The 21249-nt window shown below is 55.8% G+C and carries 21 protein-coding genes and 1 tRNA gene; 9 read left to right on the top strand and 13 right to left on the bottom strand.

Annotated features, from left to right (window positions below; translation table 11 throughout):
* Positions 1-95: 95 nt before the first annotated feature.
* From Z948_RS0102065 to Z948_RS0102045, 5 genes are all read right to left on the bottom strand, one after another.
* Positions 96-902 carry a lytic murein transglycosylase gene (locus tag Z948_RS0102065; protein ID WP_425427099.1) on the bottom strand — a complete coding sequence of 269 codons (807 nt, stop codon included), beginning with the start codon at positions 900-902 and terminating at the stop codon, positions 96-98.
* 129 nt (positions 903-1031) lie between these two features.
* Positions 1032-1430: a hypothetical protein gene (locus tag Z948_RS0102060; RefSeq protein ID WP_025057916.1), complete on the bottom strand. Its 399-nt coding sequence runs from the start codon at positions 1428-1430 to the stop codon at positions 1032-1034.
* 150 nt (positions 1431-1580) lie between these two features.
* Positions 1581-2990: a type I glutamate--ammonia ligase gene (gene glnA, locus Z948_RS0102055; protein ID WP_025057915.1), complete on the bottom strand. Its 1410-nt coding sequence runs from the start codon at positions 2988-2990 to the stop codon at positions 1581-1583.
* 41 nt (positions 2991-3031) lie between these two features.
* On the bottom strand, positions 3032-3370 hold the full coding sequence (locus Z948_RS0102050) for a P-II family nitrogen regulator (RefSeq protein WP_025057914.1): 339 nt from the start codon (positions 3368-3370) through the stop codon (positions 3032-3034).
* A 258-nt stretch (positions 3371-3628) separates the two neighbouring features.
* The gene (locus tag Z948_RS0102045; protein ID WP_025057913.1) at positions 3629-4150 is read right to left on the bottom strand and encodes a Hint domain-containing protein; all 522 of its coding nucleotides are present in this window, start codon (positions 4148-4150) and stop codon (positions 3629-3631) included.
* Positions 4151-4621: 471 nt separating this feature from the next.
* On the opposite strand from Z948_RS0102045, the gene Z948_RS0102040 reads away from it, so the two are divergent.
* The 4 genes from Z948_RS0102040 to Z948_RS0102025 all read left to right on the top strand — a co-directional run bounded on the left by Z948_RS0102040 (position 4622) and on the right by Z948_RS0102025 (position 9640).
* Positions 4622-4705, top strand: a tRNA-Leu gene (locus Z948_RS0102040).
* A gap of 147 nt (positions 4706-4852) precedes the next feature.
* Positions 4853-5770, top strand: coding sequence for a LysR family transcriptional regulator (locus Z948_RS0102035; RefSeq protein WP_025057912.1), 918 nt, complete (start codon positions 4853-4855; stop codon positions 5768-5770).
* 77 nt (positions 5771-5847) lie between these two features.
* Entirely contained in the window at positions 5848-7926 is a 2079-nt protein-coding gene (locus tag Z948_RS0102030; RefSeq protein ID WP_025057911.1) for a hydantoinase/oxoprolinase family protein, read from the top strand.
* A 4-nt stretch (positions 7927-7930) separates the two neighbouring features.
* The gene (locus Z948_RS0102025; protein WP_025057910.1) at positions 7931-9640 is read left to right on the top strand and encodes a hydantoinase B/oxoprolinase family protein; all 1710 of its coding nucleotides are present in this window, start codon (positions 7931-7933) and stop codon (positions 9638-9640) included.
* Positions 9641-9769: 129 nt separating this feature from the next.
* Here Z948_RS0102025 and ureG read toward each other — a convergent pair whose 3' ends face one another.
* Genes ureG through Z948_RS0101985 form a run of 8 tightly spaced genes read right to left on the bottom strand, consistent with a single transcriptional unit; the run spans position 9770 to position 14924 of the window.
* A complete protein-coding gene (ureG, locus tag Z948_RS0102020; RefSeq protein WP_025057909.1) occupies positions 9770-10396 on the bottom strand; it encodes an urease accessory protein UreG in 627 nt (208 codons plus the stop codon).
* The gene (locus Z948_RS0102015) at positions 10393-11067 is read right to left on the bottom strand and encodes an urease accessory protein UreF (protein WP_245604539.1); all 675 of its coding nucleotides are present in this window, start codon (positions 11065-11067) and stop codon (positions 10393-10395) included. The genes ureG and Z948_RS0102015 overlap by 4 nt, the downstream gene beginning before the upstream one ends.
* Positions 11030-11500 carry an urease accessory protein UreE gene (locus Z948_RS0102010; protein ID WP_025057907.1) on the bottom strand — a complete coding sequence of 157 codons (471 nt, stop codon included), beginning with the start codon at positions 11498-11500 and terminating at the stop codon, positions 11030-11032. The genes Z948_RS0102015 and Z948_RS0102010 overlap by 38 nt, the downstream gene beginning before the upstream one ends.
* 7 nt (positions 11501-11507) lie before the next feature.
* Positions 11508-13268: an urease subunit alpha gene (ureC, locus tag Z948_RS0102005; RefSeq protein ID WP_025057906.1), complete on the bottom strand. Its 1761-nt coding sequence runs from the start codon at positions 13266-13268 to the stop codon at positions 11508-11510.
* Complete coding sequence (locus Z948_RS0102000) at positions 13268-13573, bottom strand: urease subunit beta (protein WP_025057905.1); 306 nt, start codon at positions 13571-13573, stop codon at positions 13268-13270. The genes ureC and Z948_RS0102000 overlap by 1 nt, the downstream gene beginning before the upstream one ends.
* Complete coding sequence (locus tag Z948_RS19060; protein ID WP_169736152.1) at positions 13570-13746, bottom strand: hypothetical protein; 177 nt, start codon at positions 13744-13746, stop codon at positions 13570-13572. Before Z948_RS19060 ends, Z948_RS0102000 begins: the two co-directional genes overlap by 4 nt.
* Before the next feature lie 10 nt (positions 13747-13756).
* The gene (locus tag Z948_RS0101990; protein ID WP_025057904.1) at positions 13757-14059 is read right to left on the bottom strand and encodes an urease subunit gamma; all 303 of its coding nucleotides are present in this window, start codon (positions 14057-14059) and stop codon (positions 13757-13759) included.
* 4 nt (positions 14060-14063) lie between these two features.
* Positions 14064-14924, bottom strand: coding sequence for an urease accessory protein UreD (locus tag Z948_RS0101985; RefSeq protein WP_245604538.1), 861 nt, complete (start codon positions 14922-14924; stop codon positions 14064-14066).
* Positions 14925-15271: 347 nt separating this feature from the next.
* Between Z948_RS0101985 and urtA the strand changes: the two genes are divergently transcribed.
* The 5 genes from urtA to urtE all read left to right on the top strand — a co-directional run bounded on the left by urtA (position 15272) and on the right by urtE (position 21169).
* Positions 15272-16552 carry an urea ABC transporter substrate-binding protein gene (gene urtA / locus Z948_RS0101980; protein ID WP_037951719.1) on the top strand — a complete coding sequence of 427 codons (1281 nt, stop codon included), beginning with the start codon at positions 15272-15274 and terminating at the stop codon, positions 16550-16552.
* A 69-nt stretch (positions 16553-16621) separates the two neighbouring features.
* On the top strand, positions 16622-18559 hold the full coding sequence (gene urtB / locus Z948_RS0101975) for an urea ABC transporter permease subunit UrtB (RefSeq protein ID WP_025057901.1): 1938 nt from the start codon (positions 16622-16624) through the stop codon (positions 18557-18559).
* Between the two features lie 4 nt (positions 18560-18563).
* Positions 18564-19730, top strand: coding sequence for an urea ABC transporter permease subunit UrtC (gene urtC, locus Z948_RS0101970; RefSeq protein ID WP_025057900.1), 1167 nt, complete (start codon positions 18564-18566; stop codon positions 19728-19730).
* Complete coding sequence (urtD, locus tag Z948_RS0101965) at positions 19727-20467, top strand: urea ABC transporter ATP-binding protein UrtD (protein ID WP_025057899.1); 741 nt, start codon at positions 19727-19729, stop codon at positions 20465-20467. Before urtC ends, urtD begins: the two co-directional genes overlap by 4 nt.
* A gap of 3 nt (positions 20468-20470) precedes the next feature.
* A complete protein-coding gene (gene urtE, locus Z948_RS0101960; protein WP_025057898.1) occupies positions 20471-21169 on the top strand; it encodes an urea ABC transporter ATP-binding subunit UrtE in 699 nt (232 codons plus the stop codon).
* The last annotated feature ends 80 nt before the right edge of the window (positions 21170-21249 follow it).

Below are 21249 nucleotides of genomic sequence, written 5' to 3'. Positions count from 1 at the left end.
CCCTTGATGCCCAGATAGGGTGCATCCCCCCACAACGCAAGACCCCGACCGCAAAGGGCCGGGGTCTGTGTGACATTTCAGATCAGTAAGGGGGCTTAGCCGTCGATCTTGGCGCCCATAATTGCAATCGCTTGCTGGTAGACCGTTGCAGCATTCCACTGCTTGATCACCTTAAAGTTCGGCTGGCCTTCTTGGTAACCTTGGCCAGGTTTCCAGCCCTTTTTACGCAAGAAATTCGCAGTCGAAGCCATCGCATCGGTCTGGTTGTACAGATCAACACGGCCATCGCCATTGCCATCTACGCCATAGCGCAGCGCATTGCCGGGAAGGAATTGTGTGTGGCCCAATTCGCCGTGTTTGGCGCCTTTGGTGTTGCTGGTGATTGATCCCTGATCAACCAACATCAACGCGCCAACAGCATGTGGCACAAAGAAATCCGAGCGGCGGCAGTCATAGGCCAGCGTGGTGATCGCTGATACAATTTTGGAGCTGCCCATAAAGCCGCCAAAGCCGGTTTCCATCCCGTGGATTGCCAAAAGAACACCCGCTGGCACGCCGTATTGCTTTTCCAACGCATTAAACAGGCCTGCATTGCTGGCCTTGCGTTTGCGGCCTTGGCTGATGATAGTCGCTGAGCCGCGCACTTTCATGAATTTATCAAGCGTGTATTTGAAAGATTTCTGGTTGCGGTCCGCCTTGATCGTTCCTGTGGCGTATTGGGCGCTGGCAAGCGCATCAAGGCCGCGCTGTTTGACGCCAGCCTTTTTCGCCTCGGCAGCAAAGGCGGATTTCCATGCGTTAAACCCACCAGCATCGTTACCACATTGCGCAGCGAGGGTTGGGGTGGCGAACAGACCTATAAACGTGCCAGCAAGCACAAGTTTCTTTGCAAAATGCATCATTTTTTTCCCTGAAATACAGTTCGGGAGAGGTTAACGCAGTAACTGAGGGTTGCAAAGCCCCGAGTTGCGGGGAAAATTCGCGGTGCAGGGGAAAAGCAGCACACCTCTCGGGCTTGTGATGAGGGGGCGCTAGCGTAGTTCAATTCCCGCATCGTGAAGCATCTTTACCGCCTCTTCTTTGGTAATTTTGCCAGATTCATACCTGTTTAGAATATAGGCCATCTTGGCGTCCTTGGCGAGTTTACTGCCAAGGGGGCTTGGACCATCCGACGACAGAATACTGGCCATCGATCCCTTTAGATCAGTCCCAAGCAGACCACTTATTCCCGAGTAGTAAGCCGTGCCGATGCTACCAATGCCGACAACCAGCACAACGGTCACAGCGATGCCGATTAGAAAAACCTTAGACCTTTTGCGCTGGGGTTTTGGTAGAGGCGGCGGACCCTTTGGGGCGGCAGGGGGCAGCGGCGGCGGCGTAGTCCTGCGCGCATTTATGCGCTTCATCCGCTTTTCAAAATCGTCTTGCATGGATTTGCCCCTGCTCGCTACCTCTAGGCCTTGAACCTAGGGTTAGCTGCGCAATCGGGCGGCAATAGGGCCAGACCAAGAAAGCTGTGGAGCTTGACCAAAAAAAGGGCGCCCGATTGGGACGCCCTTTCCAAAACTATGTCAGTGCAATTAGCAGCTGTAGTACATGCCAAACTCAACTGGGTGTGGCGTGTGCTCATATGTGTGCACTTCTTCCATCTTCAGCTCGATGTAGCCTTCGATCTGGTCTTTGGTGAACACGTCGCCAGCCAGCAGGAAGTCCATATCTTTTTGCAGCTCGTCCAGCGCTTCGCGCAGGGAACCACAAACAGTTGGGATATCGGCCAGCTCTTCTGCAGGCAGGTCATACAGGTTCTTATCCATGGCTTCGCCTGGATCGATCTTGTTTTTGATACCGTCAAGGCCAGCCATCAACAGTGCAGAGAAGCACAGGTATGGGTTGGCTGCTGGATCAGGGAAACGTGCCTCAACGCGCTTGGCTTTGGGGGATTCTGTCCATGGGATACGTACACAACCGGAACGGTTACGTGCAGAGTAGGCGCGCAGAACTGGTGCTTCAAAGCCCGGGATCAAACGCTTGTAGCTGTTTGTGGATGGGTTTGTGAAAGCGTTCAGTGCTTTTGCGTGGGACAGGATGCCGCCGATGAAATACAGCGCTTCTTGTGACAGGTCGGCGTATTTGTCGCCTGCGAAGAGTGGCTTGCCGTCTTTCCAGATGGACATGTTCACGTGCATGCCGGAACCGTTGTCGCCATAGACTGGCTTTGGCATAAAGGTTGCGGATTTACCGTATGCATGCGCCACGTTGTGGATCACGTATTTGTATTTCTGCAGCTCGTCCGCTTGTTCGGTCACGGAACCAAAGATCAGGCCCAGCTCGTGCTGACAGGAGGCCACTTCGTGGTGGTGCTTGTCAACTTTCATGCCCAAACGCTTCATAGTGGAAAGCATTTCAGCACGCAGGTCTTGGGATTCGTCTGTTGGGTTGACGGGGAAGTAGCCGCCTTTGAGGCCAGGGCGGTGGCCCATGTTGCCCATTTCATAGTCTGTGTCTGTGTTCCAAGACGCGTCAGACGCATCAACTTCGTAGGATACTTTGTTGATGCTGTTGGAGAACTTGACGTTGTCGAACAGGAAGAATTCAGCTTCTGGGCCCATGTAGGCAACATCACCGATACCGGAAGACTTCAGGTATGCTTCGGCTTTTTGTGCTGTGCCGCGTGGGTCACGCTCATAAGCTTCGCCTGTGTCTGGCTCAACGATAGAGCAGTGGATGCAGATTGTTTTTTCAGCATAGAAGGGGTCGATATAGGCTGTGGACGCGTCGGGCATCAGTTTCATGTCGGATGCTTCGATGGATTTCCAACCCGCGATGGAGGAGCCGTCAAACATGAAGCCCTCTTCGAGGAAATCTTCGTCTACCAGATCGTTGACGATTGTCACGTGCTGCAGCTTGCCGCGTGTGTCTGTGAAACGGATATCGACATAGTCGATTTCCTCGTCCTTGATGCGTTTGATCAGGTCTGCATTAGCGCTCATGGCTATGTCCTTCTACTTTTTCGAATTGTCGGTTGTGTGGATTACAGGGCGTCTGAACCGGTTTCGCCGGTGCGGATGCGAATGGTTTGCTCGACGGGGGAAACAAAGATTTTCCCGTCACCAATTTTTTCGGTTTTTGCGGCAGCAACGATTGCTTCGATGGCTGCGTCAACTTGGTCGTCGTCCAAAATGATTTCGACTTTTACTTTGGGGAGGAAGTCGACAACGTATTCCGCGCCACGGTAAAGTTCGGTGTGACCCTTTTGACGGCCAAAACCCTTAACCTCGATAACTGAGAGACCCTGAACGCCGACATCCTGAAGGGCTTCCTTCACCTCGTCGAGTTTGAATGGTTTGATGATCGCTTCGATCTTTTTCACCGTAGGGCCTCCTCATGCCAGTTTGATGTCGTCAATTTCATTGCGATGGGCAGGAATCCAGATGCCATGACCTACCACTTGTGGAATTACGATGCTTTTAGAGGCGTGGCGACTAAAAAGTAAGCTCAACGATTAAAAATTAATCTAAATTGAATCGCTCAACTTGGTGCTGTCGCAGGGGGGGGGCCGAGTGTGCTGGCTCAACCCGAAAAACCCCGGGCGCTGCCGGGGTTCATAGGAATAGACAATAGGCTTTGCTTAGGCGGCGTGAAGTACCTGACCACGGGCGCGTGCGCCGTCGGCTGTGCTAACTTCCAGACCATCCGCATATAGAATATGCGGCCCGTCACAGAAGAACTGGAACAATGTCTGTTCTTGCATGCCTTGGTCGCGAATGAATTCGCCGTCAACCAAGGTGCGCGCAGCAACCAGTGCGCGATCCGCACCGAACATCGCCTGTGCGCGCCAGTCGCGGATCAAACACATCTGATCGCCAGCCAGCACAACATCCCGTTCCGGACGTGTGTGGCCCAAAGAGCCAGCCGCCAATTCGATGGTATGCACCAAACGCGTAGAGCGCTGGATGTGCAGGATGCGGGTGATGCCGCTGTCACGTGTAATTACTTTGTCGCCGACATTGATAAATTCGACAGGCATTTCGCCTTCGAGTGTCAGCAGTGTGGTGCCTTTTAGCAATCCAGTATCGCGGTTTGCATAAGGCGCATATTGGCCCGTTTGTGGAGTTTTTCCACTAACGCACCCGACCGTATTCGGTTTCATGGGCGTCTCACTTTTATTGTCTAAACCTGCCTCAGGTTATCCAGCAGAATATGACAAAAAAAAGTAAATGTCTTGCTCTTTTTGAGAGAGTTTTAAAGGTGAGTCATAAATGTTGGCTTTTCTCTTCTGCGCGGAAGGTATGATTTGTCTTTTGGAAAATTCAAGCAAAAACAGTCGCTTGAGGGGGTGATTGATCCGGTCTTGAGTTGTGTTTTTTGAGGCGGGAGATCGGTTGGTTATCTATGGCTCATTTGAATCCCAATTAATCTAATTTCATTTGCGCTCCAAAAAACTTGGCAGGGTTTGTTGCAACCCGGGGGAGGCGGCGATGCCACCTAACCCAAAAAGCCCAAGAAAAGGGGCCTGTGGCGGAGTAAAAAGGGAAATTCTTTAAATTTCTTTGCTTTGAAGGTCAGGAACTATGCCTGAGCCCATTGACACCACCGCAGTCGACAGTATGTAGGCCCCCATGCGGGTGTGGCGGAATTGGTAGACGCACCAGATTTAGGTTCTGGCGCCTATGGCGTGGGGGTTCGAGTCCCTTCACCCGCACCACTTCTTTCTTCTAACAGTTTGAATATATCGTCTGGCGCGCAGCGTTTGCGGCTGCGCCCGATTGTTATCGGCATTGGGTCGCTTGTGGTTTGCCGTTTTGATGCAAAAAGGTAAGCTGGATCAGAAAAAGCGATCAGTGAGGCGCAGATGATCAAAAGCCAGATAACCCTAAAGCAACTAGAAGCATTTGCCTTTGTGGTGGATACTGGCACCTTTCGCGCAGCAGCCGCGGCGTTGGGCACAACGCAGCCCAACATCTCGGCGCGCATAGCCGCGCTGGAATCTACGCTGAATGTCGTTTTGTTGATCCGCGATTCAGGCTCTGTCAGATTGACGGCCAAGGGCGAAAAGCTGTTGCAAAAGGCCCGTGACGTTTTGTGGGCTGGTGAGGCGCTGTTGGAAGAGGCCGCTCGGCAGGATTTGATCGAAGAGACCCTAAGGCTAGGGGTGACCGAGCTGGTCGCTTGCACGTGGTTGCAGGATTTTCTGCGGTTGATCAAAGAGGCCTATCCCAATCTGCGCATTCAGCTGGAGGTCGACATTTCCACCGCGATTGATGCCCGCTTGATGGAGGGGCAGCTGGACCTTGCGTTGCAAACAGAGCCCTTTAAATCAGCCAGTTTTGCCAGTGAACCCCTCGGCCAAGAGGCATATTGTTGGGTGGCAAGTGCAGAATTATCCTCGGCGCTAGACGCGGCGGCAGGCATCGAGGAATTATTTGATGCTACGATTTTAACGCATGCAAAACATACACAGGCCTGCGCGTCCTTGCATCAGATGGCAGCAGATCGCGGGCTGCCGCGAGACCGGATCGTTCATTCCAGTGCGTTATCCGCCTGTTTGCCCATGGTCCTCGAGGGGATGGGGGTCGGGATGTTGCCAGAGCGGTTGGTGGAGCGTGAGATTGCAACAGGCAAGCTGTATCAGATCCAGACAGGCTGGCTGCCTGATCCTTTGTCTTTTTATGCGCGCTATGCGCAATCACGGGCAGGTCTTTACGTGAAAAAAGCCGCCCAGCTCGCAAGCCTCGCGATGAATGCGCGCGCGATAAATAAAATTGATTAGGGTGAGAAGATTAATCAATTTGATTATCCGCCCTCTTTCAGGCCATCTAACCCTGTAACATCCAGCAGGAGCCCGAAATGGCATCAACATCCATTCGCCTTGGCGTCGATATCGGCGGTACTTTCACTGACGTTGTTTTAGAAAAAGACGGCGCGTCCTTTTCAACAAAAGTTCTGACGACCTATGCGGCGCCTGAAAACGCGATCATCGACGGGATGCATCAGGTCTGCAAGAAAGCGGGCGTGTCGCCCTCTGACATTGGGCAGATCATTCACGGAACCACGCTTGCCACGAATGCGTTGATTGAACGGCGCGGCGCCAAAACGGCACTGATCACCACCGAAGGTTTCCGCGATGTGATCGAAATGCGAACGGAATCGCGGTTTGAACAATATGACCTGAACCTCAACCTGCCTGATCCGCTGTTGCCGCGGCACATGCGCTATACTGTGGCAGGGCGGGTTGATGCGAATGGCGAGGTCTTGATCGATATGGATCGCGCCGAGGTCGAGGCCGTTGTCGAAAAGATCGCCGAGGCCGGATTTGAAAGCGTCGCAGTGGGGCTGATCCACTCCTACCTTAACCCCGCGCATGAAGAGTTAGTGCGCGAAGTGCTGGCAGAAAAACTGCCCGATGTCTCGGTTTCGATCTCATCCGAGGTTAGCCCGCAGATGCGCGAATACGAACGGTTTAACACCGTTGTAGCCAATGCTTATATCAAACCACTGATGGCCTCCTATCTGGGCCGTCTTGAGGATCGCCTGAAAGGGGAGGGCGTATCCTGCCGTATCTTCCTGATGCATTCGGGTGGTGGGATTATCTCGATCCAGAACGCGGCGGATTTCCCTGTGCGCTTGGTTGAATCCGGTCCTGCGGGGGGCGCGGTTTTTGCGGCCCATATCGCGGCGCGCTATGGGTTGGACAAGGTGCTTTCATTCGACATGGGCGGCACCACGGCCAAGATTTGCCTGATCAAAAATCAAACGCCCAAAACGTCACGTGTTTTTGAGGTCGCCCGAACCTACCGTTTCAAAAAAGGCTCTGGCATGCCCATCTCGATCCCCGTGATCGACATGGTCGAGATCGGCGCAGGGGGCGGATCATTGGCCCATGTCGACGCCATGCGCCAAATCCGCGTCGGCCCAGAAAGCGCCGGCTCCGAGCCTGGTCCGGCCTGTTATGGCCGGGGTGGCGAACGCCCCGGCGTGACGGATGCCGATCTGGTCTTGGGCAAACTTGATCCGGATAACTTTGCAGGGGGCTCGATCAAACTGCACCCAGAGGAGTCAAAAGCCGCGTTGAACAAAAACGTGGGCGATATTCTGGATATGGACGCGGTTGAGGCGGCCTTTGGTGTGGCTGAGGTGGTGGATGAAAACATGGCCAATGCTGCGCGCGTTCACGCGGTAGAAAACGGCGAAGACCTAAGCGAATACACAATGATCGCATTCGGGGGCGCGGCGCCGCTGCATGCTGGGCGCCTTTGTGAAAAGCTGGGTGTTGATCGCCTGTTGGTGCCACCAGGGGCTGGGGTTGGCTCGGCCATCGGGTTCTTGCGGGCGCCTTTCAGCTTTGAGGCGAACCGATCTGTTTACATGAAACTGTCCGATTTTGACGGCGAGCGGATCAAATCCTTGCTGTCCGACCTCAAGGCAGAGGCGACAGGTTTTGTACGCACCTGTGATGAGGTCAGCCCGATCCTGTCCGAGTTCAAAGTCTATATGCGTTATACGGGGCAGGGCTGGGAAATCCCGATTGAACTGAGCGAAGAGCAGGCGATGAACCCCGATGCTGCCGTCTTTGAGGCGCGGTTTATCGAAGATTACAGCAAGCTGTTTGGCCGCCCCGTGGAAGGCATGGATATCGAGATTACCGTTTGGTCGGTGAATGCAACCACGCCGCCAGAACAGGTTGCGCGGATGGATGAAACCACAGGTGCCGAGGCGGCAGAGCCTGCAGGCACGCGCCAATTGTTTGATGCGGCATCCGCCAAATACCTCGATGCGCAGATTGTGAACCGCTTTGATATGCCAGCGGGTCAACGGGCGTCAGGGCCTGTCGCCGTTGTCGAGGATGAAACCACCATCATCGTGCCCGCCAGTCGGGATGCGGTGCGCCAGCCTGATGGCTGCATTGATGTTGTGAAGAAGGGATAAATCGATGGCTACGGAACATTCAAAAGTCGCCTATCAGGTCATGTGGAACCGCCTGATCTCGGTTGTCGAAGAGCAGGCCCAAGCATTGGTGCGCACCGCGTTTTCCACATCGGTACGCGAAGCGGGGGATTTGTCGGCGGGGGTGTATGACACGCAAGGCCAGATGTTGGCCCAAGCTGTCACCGGCACGCCGGGGCATGTGAATGCCATGGCCGATGCGGTGGCGCATTTCATCCGCCGGATTGGCCGCCCAAACATCATGGAAGGGGATATCTATATCACCAACGACCCATGGGAAGGTACAGGCCACCTGCATGACATCACCATGGTCACCCCGTCCTTCCACAAGGGTGCATTGGTCGGATTTTTCGCCTGTACGGCACATATCGTGGATATTGGCGGGCGTGGTTTCGGGGCCGACGCGCAATCGGTCTATGAAGAAGGGCTGTACATCCCGATCATGAAATTTGCTGACAAGGGCGAGGTGGACCAGACGCTGGTGTGTATCATCCGTGGCAACGTGCGCGAGCCCGACCAGCTGATTGGCGATGTTTATGCTTTGGCAACGTGCAATGAAATCGGCCACCGCCGTTTGATCGACATGATGGAGGAATTCGACCTCGAGAGCCTTGAGGGTATTGCCGAATTCATTCTGGACAACTCCCGCCGCGCCACGATTGAACGCATCGCAGCCTTGCCGCAAACCTCAGCTGAGGGCGAGATGACAATGGACGGTTTTGACCGCCCGATCACCCTAAAGGTCAAGGTGAGCGTCGAGGGCGACAAGATTGTCTCGGATTTTACCGGCACCACGGGCGTCGACAAAAAAGGCATCAACTGCCCGCTGGTCTATGCCAAAGCCTATGCGTGTTATGCGTTGAAAGTGGCGATAGCGCCCGAAATCCCGAACAATGCCGCCTCGCTGGCACCGTTTGAAATCACCGCACCTGAAAACACCATCGTTAACGCCGTGCATCCCGCACCCGTCGCGTTGCGCCACATCGTGGGGCACTTTGTGCCTGATGCGGTTTACGATGCCTTTGACAAAATCGTGCCGGGATTGGTTCCTGCCGAAGGGGCAGGGTGTTTGTGCAACTTCCAAGTTTCCCTACGCCCCCGTATGGATGCGCCTGCACCTGCAAACGCCCGCCGTTCCGAGGTGCTGACCTTTAACTCTGGCGGTTCTGGCGCGCGGCCAGAACATGACGGGCTGAACGCAACGGCCTTCCCATCGGGTGTGATGACCATGCCGATTGAGGCAACTGAACACGCAGGCCCCGTGATCATCTGGCGCAAAGAATTGCGGCCCGATTCAGGTGGCGCTGGTAAAACCCGTGGTGGACTGGGCCAATACATGGAAGTCGGCGCGCAAGAAGGGCACGAGTTTGACATCCAAGCCATGTTCGACCGTGGCGAACACCCCGCAAGGGGGCGCAGAGGTGGCAAAAACGGCGCGAACACAACCATCGTTCGCAGCGATGGCGCCGAGATGCACGTAAAGGGCAAACAATTTGTCCCACATGGCGAACGTGTGATCATGGCCTTCCCAGGGGGCGCGGGCTATGGCGCGCCAGCGGATCGTCCTGTTGAACTGGTCAAGCGGGATCTGGCCCGTGGCTATATCTCGGCCGAAACAGCGGCCAAGGAATACGGCCTCTCCGACGCCGAAATTGCCCAAGTTGCAGCTGCCGTTGCAAAGGGCGATGTCCAATGACGCGCTTATTGCCCACGCAGGGCAACTAGGATGTGATCCGTGTCAGGGGCCTTAGCCTAAGGTCCCTGACGCATGCCCGCCTTTTCCAGAGGGCTGGCCAAGGCAAGGGATGCCTTGTTGGCACAGGCCTTACGCCGAGGCGAGCTCCAATCCGGAAAGATGCCCCAAACATTCAATCACCTCGCCCACACCTACCGATTGTTTGAGGTTGGTGAAGAGGAACGGACGCCCTTCGCGCATGCGTTCTGCATCACGCTGCATCACGTCCAAAGAGGCGCCAACGTAGGGTGCCAGATCGGTTTTATTGATGATCAGGATGTCGGATCGCGTCAGCGCAGGCCCGCCTTTGCGGGGGATTTCCTCGCCAGCGGCTACATCAATCACATAAATCGTCACATCGGCCAGTTCGGGACTAAAGGTTGCCGACAGGTTATCGCCCCCGCTTTCGATCAGCACCATCTCTAGGTCTGCGTGCCGGTCTTGCATTTCGGCCACCGCCGCAAGGTTGAGCGACGCATCCTCGCGAATGGCTGTATGCGGACAGCCGCCCGTCTCGACCCCAATAACGCGATCCTGCGGTAGGATTTGCATGCGCATCAGGGCTTCGGCATCTTCCTGCGTATAAATGTCATTGGTGATCACCCCGAGTGAGAGCTGGTTTTTCAGCACCTCTGACAAGCGCGCGGTCAGCGTGGTTTTGCCTGCACCAACAGGCCCCCCGATGCCTACGCGCAATGGGCCGTTCATCTTTGTCATGATTGGAAAATCCTTGGTTCAAGTGTTTCGTGCCGCATGGCCGATATGTCAGAAAGAAAGGCGCTGCCCGAGATATCATCAAGGCCCTTGCCGTCGGTCTTTTGCGCAACGTCAATGCAAACGGCGTTCAGCTGGGCCAGTACGGATTGCGCGCCTGTTTGCCCCAGCGGCATCAGCCGTTGCGCCGCAGAGACGAGATTGCCCAGAAACGCCTGAAGGAAAAGGGTGATCACCTCGTCGACGGGCAAATCCGCCAGCTTTGCAGCCCGCCCCAGCGCGATTTGAAACTGATAAGCGGGAAGCTCCATGTCCCAAACCTGTGACGTGATCCGCGCAAAGGCTTGGCCCTGCCTTTCGCCTTCGCGCAAACGCTCGTGACAGGGGGCATAGGCGCGGCACTGCTGGTTCAGGATGTGCAGCGCCTGCGCGCCCTCGGCCTCATAGGCCAAACGAAGCCAAAGGGCATCAGAATGCCCCGCGCCGTGCCGCGCGATATCCTCTAGCCATTCGCGCAGCTCTGCTGCGTCTGTGATCCAGCCACTGTGAACCGCCTGCTCCAGACCATGAGAGAAGGCAAAAGAACCCAGCGGATAGGCAGGGGATAGCCATTGGGTCAGGGTGAGCAGCTTGGGGTCAATGGGCATGGGCGGAATGGCCGTGTTCGTGCGCATGTGTGCGCCCGTGCCCATAGGCGCCGCCCTCGGGCGTGAAGGGTTCGGTGGTTTCCACAATCGTTGCACCCAGATGTTCCAACATATGTTTGATCACTGGGTCGTTCATGATCACCAGCCTGTCTGCTTCGATCTGGCAGGGCGTGTGGCGGTTGCCGATGTGCCATGCAAGGCGTTGCAGGTTGTCGCCTGTCACAGATAAAACCGCCTCGGGGGCTGCCCTGACCGCGATCAGGCGGCCATCGGATAGCTCCAATGCATCGCCTTGATCCAGCGATTGGGTTTTCTCAAGATCGACAACAAAGGACAGGCCGCCGTCCGTGTCCAGCCGTTTGCGCCGCAAAAACCGGTCGTCATAGGGCAGGGTGATCGTATCTGCATGCGCGGCATGGGAATGGCGGTGCAGGGTTTGAGCCAAAGGGAGTGTTGTCATAGCCGCCTCAATACAAAAAGTAACGCTGCGCCATGGGCAGCTCGGTTGCAGGTTGGCAGGTGAGCAGCTCACCATCCGCGCGCACCTCATAGGTTTCGGGGTCTACCTCAACCTCTGGCGTGGCATCATTCAGCTTGAGATCGGATTTGCCGATGGTTCGCGTGTTGCGCACGGCCAAAGTTTTCTTGGCAAGACCTAGCTTGTCGCCGATGCCCTCGCTTTGCGCGGCCTCAGAAACAAAGACAACGGCCGAGTTTTCAACCGAGCGGCCATAGGCGCCGAACATGGGGCGTGAATAGACCGGCTGAGGTGTCGGGATCGACGCATTCGGGTCGCCCATTTGCGCCATAACAATGCTGCCACCCATCAATACCATCTCCGGCTTTACCCCAAAAAACGCAGGGTCCCACAGGACAAGGTCAGCCCGTTTGCCTTCGCTGATCGAGCCGATTTCGTGGCTGAGCCCATGGGCAATGGACGGGTTGATGGTGTATTTTGCGATATAGCGGCGCACACGGAAATTGTCGTTGTCGCCGGTTTCCTCAGACAGGCGTCCGCGCTGCTTTTTCATCTTATCCGCTGTTTGCCACGTTCGGATCAATACTTCGCCAACGCGGCCCATGGCCTGACTGTCTGAGGCGATGATCGAAAACGCGCCCATGTCGTGCAGGATGTCCTCGGCGGCGATGGTTTCACGCCGGATACGGCTTTCGGCAAAGGCGACGTCCTCGGGGATGGATTTATCGAGGTGGTGACAGACCATCAGCATGTCCAGATGCTCTTCGATGGTGTTGACGGTAAAGGGGCGTGTCGGGTTTGTGGAGGAGGGCAGAACGTGATCTTCGCCGCAGATTTTGATGATGTCGGGCGCATGCCCGCCGCCAGCCCCTTCGGTGTGGAACGCGTGAATGGTGCGCCCTTTCATTGCGGCAACGGTGTTTTCGACAAAACCGGATTCATTGAGCGTATCGGTGTGGATCATCACCTGAATGTCCATGGCATCCGCCACAGACAGGCAGCAATCAATCGTTGCAGGGGTGGTGCCCCAATCCTCGTGCAGCTTTAGCGCGCAAGCGCCCGCTTTCACCTGTTCTTCCAAGGCGGCGGGCAGGCTGGCATTGCCTTTGCCCGCAAAGGCAAGGTTCATCGGAAAGGCATCAGCCGATTGCATCATCCGCCCAAGGTGCCAAGGCCCCGGGGTGCAGGTGGTGGCCAAGGTGCCATGGGCAGGGCCAGTGCCGCCACCCAGCATGGTGGTCAGGCCCGAATGCAAAGCATCTTCGATCTGCTGGGGGCAGATAAAGTGGATGTGGCTGTCAAATCCGCCTGCCGTCAGGATACGCCCCTCGCCAGCAATGGCTTCGGTGCCTGGACCTACGATAATATCGACGCCCGGTTGGGTGTCGGGGTTTCCAGCCTTGCCGATTTTGTAAATCCGGCCATCGCGTAGCCCTACATCGGCTTTGTAGATGCCCGTGTAATCGACGATCAGCGCGTTGGTGATGACCGTATCAACGGCCCCCTCGGCGCGAGTGATCTGGGATTGCCCCATGCCGTCGCGGATGACTTTGCCGCCGCCGAATTTGACCTCTTCACCATAGGCCAGCGCGTTCTGGCCAGTGCCACCCGTTAGCGCCGCGCCTGCGCGCTCGGCGGTGAGGTCGCGTTCGACTTCGATGATCAGGTCGGTGTCAGCCAGACGGACCTTGTCCCCGACAGTAGGGCCAAACATGGCGGCATAATCGGATCGTTTGATGGTTGCTGGCATTAGAGCGCTCCCATAACTTTTTGATTGAAACCATAGATTTTACGCGCCCCGCTAAAGGGGATCAGCTGGACTTCGCGGCGCTGTCCGGGTTCAAAACGAACGGCAGTGCCTGCAGCAATGTCCAATCTGCGCCCGTGGGCGACATCGCGATCAAAATCCAGCGCGGGGTTGGACTCGGCAAAGTGATAGTGGCTGCCAACCTGCACAGGGCGGTCACCAGTATTGGCCACCATTAGCGTAATGGCCTCGGCCTGCGCATTCAGGACCAATTCGCCCGCGGCGGGGATGATTTCACCAGGCTTCATGAGCGTTTCTCCGCACGGGCAGCTTTCAGCCGTTTAGCGGCAAGAACGGTGAAACATGTCCCCACAAGGAGGGCGCCGATGATCCAGTTTTCAGAACCATGCGGGTGCAGATGGGCGCCAGTATGGGCAAGGGCAGGAGAGGCGAGCAAAAACAAAGGCAAAGCGAATTTCATTGGGAATCTCCTAGCGGATCGGGTTGTGAACGGTGACCAATTTCGTGCCATCGGGAAAGGTGGCCTCGACTTGGACTTCGTGGATCATGCTTGCGACGCCATCCATACATTGATCGCGGCTGACGACTTCGGCACCTGCCTCCATCATGTCCGCAACAGAACGACCGTCGCGCGCCCCTTCCACAACCGCATCCGTGATGAGGGCGATGGCTTCGGGGTGGTTCAGCTTGACGCCTCTGGCCAGCCGCTTGCGGGCGACCTCGGCGGCCATGGCAACCAAAAGCTTGTCTTTTTCTCTTGGGGTGAGGTTCATTTTGTCAAAGTCTCCATGACGTGGGGAGCTGGTCGTTCGTCAACCGCTCCAGAATGGGCATCAGGGTTTTCCGCATCTCAAAACCGTCTGCAGCAATGAGGCGAAGGGTAAGGAGGTCTGGCCCCAGCAGGCTGCATCCGCCTGTTGCGGGCAGCGCGTTGCGCAGGGGTTCTAGATGGGTTTCAGCATTGGGCGCGACATAGGCAAGGCTCACCATGGCGCGCGCCCCCCCAGCCACAGCCCTGCGCGACAGGTGGCGCATTGTATCCCCATCCAGATCAAGCCCGTCCCAATATAGCGGCTTGCCGCCGCGGTTGATCCGAACGCGGTCTTTGAACGAAACCGATGTCAGGGTTTCGCCCATGGCTGCGCGGCCAAAGATGATGGGTTCCACCATCAGGAAACGCCCGCCTTGATCCAGATCGACCGTCAGATGGCGGTCTAATGCGGAACCTTCAAAAAGGATCATCTCTTGGGGGAGCCAGTTGATCTGGGCATTTGCCTCAACCTGAAGCGTTGCCGTCATGCGGGCGCGCCCGCTGTGGGCACGATACGCCCGTTCCGCCGCCTGCGTGGTTAAGGTCAGCGTGCTGCCCTCGCTGGCGCTGGCCGAGATATCAATCTGATCGCCCCCCGTCAGCCCACCAGATGTATTGATCAGAATGGCCTGCAGATCATCAGCGCGCGGGAACAGGGCCTTCATCGCGCCAGATGTGCGAAAGCGATTGATGCCGCTTGTGCCCTCCACCCGTTTCGAAGACAGCATGAGCGTGCCTTTGGTGCGCGGGACGGGCCCAATGGCGGTCTCGATCTTATGTGCAGCTTTCGCGGTGATGGCCTGATTCCTGTATTGGTTCTGCTGCATCTTTGGTCAATGGGCGCCAGAAGTGATTAGTTTGGGGCAGAATTAGGCTGCGGAACGCTGGGTTTGAGTAAAAATTAACCGAACGTTAGAATTATAGCCTAAAAATTAGGCGTTCGAGATTGAGGGGGCCGCGTTTCGCCCTCCGTCGTTGAAACCAAAGCGGACACATCCCTTCATGTTGCCACCTTCTGATGAGCATTCGCGCGTTGGAGGGGATTGGGTGTGTGACGGCCAACCGATTGGACCTCGAAGAGGCCGCCACACGAAATGCAACAAACGTTGCGGAGATAAGGCTACGCTTTCATGTGCATTCGTGCAATGCGGCGTGCGCTCCGCGGGGAGTTAAAATGATCAAATTCACCAAAACCCTGACCAGCGCAGCTGCGCTCACCATTGCAGGCACCGCAGCTATGGCAGCGGATTGCACCGTCAAAGTGGGCGTTCTGCATTCGCTTTCTGGCACCATGGCGATTTCTGAGACCACATTGAAAGACACGATGCTGATGCTGGTTGAACAGCAAAACGCCAAAGGCGGCGTTCTGGGCTGTGACCTAGAGGCGGTTGTTGTTGACCCTGCTTCGGACTGGCCACTGTTCGCCGAAAAAGCGCGTGAGCTGCTGACAACACACGAAGTCGATGTGATCTTTGGCAACTGGACATCTGTTTCGCGTAAATCCGTTCTGCCTGTGATCGAAGAGCTGAACGGCTTGCTGTTCTACCCTGTTCAGTATGAAGGCGAAGAGTCCTCCAAAAACGTATTTTACACAGGCGCCGCGCCAAACCAGCAGGCGATCCCAGCGGTTGACTATTTCCTCGAAGAATTGGGCGTAGAAAAGTTTGCGCTGCTCGGCACTGACTATGTTTACCCACGTACCACCAACAACATCCTCGAGCAGTATCTGCAGGATAACGGCATCGCAAAAGACGATATCTTTGTGAATTACACGCCGTTTGGCCATTCCGACTGGGCAACGATTGTTGCGGATGTTGTGGCCTTGGGTGAAGACGGTAAATCCGTTGGCGTTATCTCGACAATTAACGGCGATGCGAACATCGGCTTTTACAAAGAGCTGGCAGCGGCGGGCATCTCGGCAGACGATATTCCGGTTGTTGCCTTCTCGGTTGGCGAAGAAGAGCTGTCTGGTCTGGACACAACAAACCTCGAAGGTCACTTGGCCGCTTGGAACTACTTCCAATCCGCAGAATCCGATGCGAATGCTGAATTTATCGATGCATGGAAAGCCTATGCAGGCGCAGATCGTGTGACCAATGACCCAATGGAAGCGCATTACATCGGTTTCAACATGTGGGTGAACGCGGTTGAAGCAGCAGGGTCCACAGATGTGGATGCGGTGCGCAGCGCGATGTATGGTCAGGAGTTTCCAAACCTGACAGGCGGTACTGCGGTAATGTTGCCAAACCACCACCTCGCGAAACCGGTTCTGATTGGTGAAATTCAGGCCGATGGCCAGTTCGACATCATCTCGAAAACTGCCGAAGTTCCAGGTGATGCATGGACAGATTTCCTGCCTGCTTCCGCGGTTCTCAAATCCGATTGGAAAGATCTGGAATGCGGTATGTACAACACGGAAACCAACTCCTGCGTACAGATCAAATCCAACTACTAATCTGATCTCGTAAAATCCGGCCAAGGCGGCGTTTTCGCCTTGGCCTCACTTTAATTGGTGCATTCCCCCATGATCCGTATTTTGACCTTTGTGCTGGCCCTGTTGTGCCTGCCGTTAACCGTGCACGCCCAAGACCTGCAAAACCTGTTGCAGGAACACCAGAAAGTGGTGGCAAAGCCTTCGCGCAAGACGGTTGGCCCGCTGTTAGAGGCTTTGGTGACATCGGGTCTGCCGAACGTGCCGCAGTTTTTGGAAAACTGGCAGGAGAAAAAGGTCTATAACCGCAAGGATGACGGGCTGTTCTTTTATGGGGAGGAAACGGATGGCACTTTGGGGTTTATAGATCCCGATACGGGTGGCGCCGTTGCCGTAGAGGATGTGAAATCCCTTAAACAAATCAAACCCAATGGCGGCGTTCGTAAAGAAATCGCCTCGGCATTGGTGCAGTTTCAACTAAGCGACCCCGACCTGAACCGCCGCAAAGATGCCGTAAACGCGATTGCACGCAATATGGTGGGAAGCATGCTGGCTCCGTTGCTTGGCTCTATCGCGCAAGAACCCGACGCCGCATTGAAGGCGCGCAAAGAAAAGCTGGCAAACTACCTTGGGGCGCGGTTCTCAGAGGATAGCGCACAGCGCATCGCCGCGATTGAAGGCATCGCAAAAGACCTGAGCGTCGAGGGCCGAGCCACTTTATCGCAAATTCTGGCAAGCAAGATTGAAGTGTCAAAGGGCGCATCCCAAAGCAATCTGGCCAAGACATTGATCGTCGGCCAAGACATCACCCGCCAAGAGGCTTATTCATATCTGGTCGAGGAGGCTGGCCTAACGCCGCTGCTCAGCGAAAATGAGCTGCGCCTTGCCCTTGAAGCCCATGTTGACGGGGGGAAGATCGCGGGGGTGCCGGTGGCCCAGCTGGATGATCTGGAACTGCGGGTAGAGACCTATGATGCCCTTGCCGCGCAGGGCGTGGTGCCTGAACGGGTCACCGAGGCCGCAGTGGATGATGCCCTTAAGCTGTACAAAATCCACAAGGTTTATCTAGAGCAGGACAGCAAGGTCACCGAGGCCGCTTTGATCGCGCAATCGGCTGTGCAAACGCGGGTTGGCGTGAACCAGTTCTTTGATCTAAGCCTTGATGCGGTTTCGCTGGCTTCGATCTATTTCCTTGCTGCTGTTGGCCTCGCCATCACCTTTGGTGTGATGGGGGTGATCAACATGGCCCATGGCGAATTCATCATGATGGGCGCCTATACTGGCTATGTGGTGCAAAGTTTTGTGCCCAATTACACCGCCTCGCTGATCGTGGCGCTGCCTTTGGCCTTTATCGTGACCTTTGCCGCAGGTGTCGCGATGGAGCGGCTGGTGATCCGCTGGCTTTATAACCGCCCGCTAGAAACCTTGCTGGCGACTTTCGGGATTTCCGTGGCCCTTCAGCAGCTGGCCAAGAACATCTTTGGCACGCAGGCGCGCCCGCTGACCTCTCCGGGGTGGCTGGATGGCGCGTGGATCATCAATGACGTGGTACAGATCAGCTATATCCGCATTGCGATCTTTATCTTGGCTTTGGTGTTTCTTGGGCTGCTTTTGTTTGTTCTGAAAAGAACCCGTCTGGGGCTGGAGGTGCGCGCAGTCACTCAAAACCCCAGCATGGCCGCCTCTATGGGGATCAATCCGGATAAAATCAAAATGCTGACGTTTGGGCTTGGCTCTGGCATCGCGGGGATTGCGGGTGTTGCGATTGGTCTCTTTGCCAAAGTGACCTCTGAAATGGGCTCTGACTATATCGTGCAATCCTTTATGACGGTTGTTGTCGGCGGGGTTGGCAATGTCTGGGGGGCGCTTGCGGGGGCGGCGATGATCGGCACCTTCCAAAAAGGGGTTGAATGGCTCAACCCGTCGAACACGCTGGCGGCGCAGACCTATATGATCCTGTTTATCATCCTCTTTATACAATTCCGGCCAAAGGGCATCATCGCCCTCAAAGGCCGCGCAGCAGGAGATTGATCCCATGCGCAAGAGCTTTTTTGCCGATAACCCCTCTGTCCTTTGGTTCCTTGCCTGTCTTGGCCTCTTTACGCTAGCGGTTACCCTGTTGTCCGAGGCCACAGGCGCGGGGGTTATCTCGACCTCTTTTGTCAAAACCTTGGGTAAGGTGCTGTGCCTTTGCCTTGTTGCGGTGGCGATGGATGTGGTCTGGGGCTATTGCGGTATCCTTTCGCTGGGGCATTTCGCGTTTTTCGGGATTGGCGGCTATGCGGTGGGCATGTGGCTGATGTTTGCGCGTACCGAAACGATCGTGACGCAAAACTTGGCCGAGCGGGTCATCCCCCCAACCCCAACCGAAATAAACGATGCCATCGCCACGCAAATCTTTGGTGTGGTGGGCGCGTCCGAATTTCCGCTGATCTGGGCATTTTCCCATAGCCTGCTGTTGCAGTCGCTGATGGTGGTTCTGGTGCCGGGGCTATTGGCGCTGATCTTTGGCTGGCTTGCGTTCCGGTCGCGTGTGACGGGCGTTTACCTGTCGATCCTGACCCAAGCGATGACACTGGCGCTGGCCCTTTACCTGTTCCAGAACGACAGCGGTCTGCGCGGCAACAATGGCCTGTCCGGCCTGCAAAACATCCCCGGATTTGAAAGCGTGCCGCAATCGGTCGTTTCCATGGGCTTCTTTTGGGCCTCTGCTGTTGCCTTGGCGCTGGGCTATGTCCTGTTTGCCCGTATTCTGACAGGCAAGATGGGCAGTGTTATCCGCGCTATTCGCGATGATGAATCCCGCGTGCGATTTCTTGGGTATCAAGTGGAAAGCTACAAGCTGTTTGTCTTTACCCTTACCGCTATTGTCGCGGGAATTGCAGGGGCGCTTTATTATCCCCAAGCAGGGATCATTAACCCCGCCGAAATCGCGCCGATTGCCTCTATCTATCTTGCGGTATGGGTGGCGATTGGCGGGCGCGGGCGGCTTTATGGTGCGGTGATCGGGACGGCCTTTGTATCGCTGCTGTCCAGCTGGTTCACGGGCGGCAGCGCGCCTGACGTTAATCTCGGGTTTTACACGATCCACTGGACCGATTGGTGGCTTGTGCTGCTTGGTGTGTCCTTTGTGGCGGTGACGCTGTTCTTCCCAGGGGGCATTGGCATGATCTTTGACAAGCTAAAGAGGGACGCATCATGAATACGCTTCTTGAGCTTTCGGGCGTCTCGGTTTCCTTTGACGGGTTTAAGGCGATCAACAATCTGGCCTTTCAAATTGCCGAACCTGAAATGCGCGCGATCATCGGGCCGAATGGTGCGGGAAAAACCACCTTTATGGATATCATCACGGGCAAGACCAAACCGGATGAAGGGCGCATCCTATGGGGTGAGAAATCAATCGAGCTGATTGGCAAATCCGAAAGCCAGATCGCCCGCGAAGGCATTGGCCGTAAGTTCCAGAAACCAACCGTGTTCGAAGAACAAACAGTGCGCGAAAACCTTGCCATGGCGTTGAAAAACCCGCGCGGCCCTTTCGAGGTTCTCTTTTACCGCAAAACCGCCGAGGGCGCTGCGCGGATCAAAGCCTTGGCCGAGCAGATCAGCCTGACCGATCAGCTGGCCCGCAAAGCAGGCGAGCTAAGCCATGGTCAAAAGCAATGGCTCGAGATCGGCATGCTTTTGGCCCAAGATCCGCGGCTGCTGTTGGTAGATGAACCCGCAGCAGGGATGACATTGGCCGAGCGTGAAAAGACCACCGAGATCCTTGTCGAGGCGGCCAAAACACGCGCTGTTGTCGTGGTAGAACACGATATGGAATTTGTGCGCCGCCTGAATTGCAAAGTGACTGTGCTGCACGAAGGGTCTGTTTTGGCCGAAGGGTCGATCGACCATGTCACCCAAAACCCCGAAGTTATTGATGTATATCTGGGACGTTGAACTATGCTGAATGTCGAAAACCTGACCCTGCACTATGGTCACTCGCAGATTTTACATGACGTTTCGATGTCGGCGAACTTGGGGCAGGTGACCTGCCTTATGGGGTCAAACGGCGTGGGGAAAACCAGCCTGCTCAAAGCGATTTGCGGGGCCCACCCGCGATCTGGTGGCACTGTGTCGCTGGACGGCCATGCCATCGCGCAATCCGCACGTGCCCATGTACTGGCGCGCGAAGGGGTCGGTTATGTGCCCCAAGGGCGGGATGTGTTCCCCTTGATGACGGTTCGCGAAAACCTTGAAACTGGTTATGCCTGTCTGGATCGGGCCGAGCGGATGGTCCCTGACGAGATTTTTGAACTGTTTCCCGTCCTTCAGGAAATGCGCCACCGGCGGGGCGGGGACCTGTCGGGCGGGCAGCAGCAACAGTTGGCGATTGCGCGGGCTTTGGTTGCCAAACCCAAATTGCTCCTGCTGGACGAGCCGACAGAGGGTATTCAGCCAAACATCATCAAACAGATCGGAGATGTGATCCGCTTCTTACGGGATCGCGGCGATATGGCGATCATCCTTGTTGAGCAGTTCTTTGATTTTGCTTTTGATCTGGGCGATGAATTTGTGGTTCTGAAACGGGGGGAGGTCACGCTCAGCAGTGACAAAGCCTCAACCGAGCGGCAGAAGCTGCTGGACGCGGTCACGATCTAACGTGCCAGCAAAGCGGGGGCGTTTGCCATTTGCGCCTTGTTTGCGCTAGACCTCTTCACAGGGTGCAGTAGAACAGATGT

The sequence above is a fragment of the Sulfitobacter donghicola DSW-25 = KCTC 12864 = JCM 14565 genome (assembly GCF_000622405.1).
Classification (GTDB): Bacteria; Pseudomonadota; Alphaproteobacteria; order Rhodobacterales; family Rhodobacteraceae; genus Sulfitobacter; species Sulfitobacter donghicola.
Note: the sequence above shows the minus strand (reverse complement) of the source record. Positions and strands in the feature narration are given on the sequence as shown.

What these genes read in the sequence shown, in the direction of transcription:
- Z948_RS0102065 (WP_425427099.1), bottom strand. Translation starts at nt 902, where the DNA reads ATGATGCATTTTGCAAAGAAACTTGTGCTTGCTGGCACGTTTATAGGT.
- Z948_RS0102060 (WP_025057916.1), bottom strand. Translation starts at nt 1,430, where the DNA reads ATGCAAGACGATTTTGAAAAGCGGATGAAGCGCATAAATGCGCGCAGG.
- glnA (WP_025057915.1), bottom strand. Translation starts at nt 2,990, where the DNA reads ATGAGCGCTAATGCAGACCTGATCAAACGCATCAAGGACGAGGAAATC.
- Z948_RS0102045 (WP_025057913.1), bottom strand. Translation starts at nt 4,150, where the DNA reads ATGAAACCGAATACGGTCGGGTGCGTTAGTGGAAAAACTCCACAAACG.
- Z948_RS0102035 (WP_025057912.1), top strand. Translation starts at nt 4,853, where the DNA reads ATGATCAAAAGCCAGATAACCCTAAAGCAACTAGAAGCATTTGCCTTT.
- Z948_RS0102030 (WP_025057911.1), top strand. Translation starts at nt 5,848, where the DNA reads ATGGCATCAACATCCATTCGCCTTGGCGTCGATATCGGCGGTACTTTC.
- Z948_RS0102025 (WP_025057910.1), top strand. Translation starts at nt 7,931, where the DNA reads ATGGCTACGGAACATTCAAAAGTCGCCTATCAGGTCATGTGGAACCGC.
- ureG (WP_025057909.1), bottom strand. Translation starts at nt 10,396, where the DNA reads ATGACAAAGATGAACGGCCCATTGCGCGTAGGCATCGGGGGGCCTGTT.
- Z948_RS0102015 (WP_245604539.1), bottom strand. Translation starts at nt 11,067, where the DNA reads ATGCGCACGAACACGGCCATTCCGCCCATGCCCATTGACCCCAAGCTG.
- Z948_RS0102010 (WP_025057907.1), bottom strand. Translation starts at nt 11,500, where the DNA reads ATGACAACACTCCCTTTGGCTCAAACCCTGCACCGCCATTCCCATGCC.
- ureC (WP_025057906.1), bottom strand. Translation starts at nt 13,268, where the DNA reads ATGCCAGCAACCATCAAACGATCCGATTATGCCGCCATGTTTGGCCCT.
- Z948_RS0102000 (WP_025057905.1), bottom strand. Translation starts at nt 13,573, where the DNA reads ATGAAGCCTGGTGAAATCATCCCCGCCGCGGGCGAATTGGTCCTGAAT.
- Z948_RS19060 (WP_169736152.1), bottom strand. Translation starts at nt 13,746, where the DNA reads ATGAAATTCGCTTTGCCTTTGTTTTTGCTCGCCTCTCCTGCCCTTGCC.
- Z948_RS0101990 (WP_025057904.1), bottom strand. Translation starts at nt 14,059, where the DNA reads ATGAACCTCACCCCAAGAGAAAAAGACAAGCTTTTGGTTGCCATGGCC.
- Z948_RS0101985 (WP_245604538.1), bottom strand. Translation starts at nt 14,924, where the DNA reads ATGCAGCAGAACCAATACAGGAATCAGGCCATCACCGCGAAAGCTGCA.
- urtA (WP_037951719.1), top strand. Translation starts at nt 15,272, where the DNA reads ATGATCAAATTCACCAAAACCCTGACCAGCGCAGCTGCGCTCACCATT.
- urtB (WP_025057901.1), top strand. Translation starts at nt 16,622, where the DNA reads ATGATCCGTATTTTGACCTTTGTGCTGGCCCTGTTGTGCCTGCCGTTA.
- urtC (WP_025057900.1), top strand. Translation starts at nt 18,564, where the DNA reads ATGCGCAAGAGCTTTTTTGCCGATAACCCCTCTGTCCTTTGGTTCCTT.
- urtD (WP_025057899.1), top strand. Translation starts at nt 19,727, where the DNA reads ATGAATACGCTTCTTGAGCTTTCGGGCGTCTCGGTTTCCTTTGACGGG.
- urtE (WP_025057898.1), top strand. Translation starts at nt 20,471, where the DNA reads ATGCTGAATGTCGAAAACCTGACCCTGCACTATGGTCACTCGCAGATT.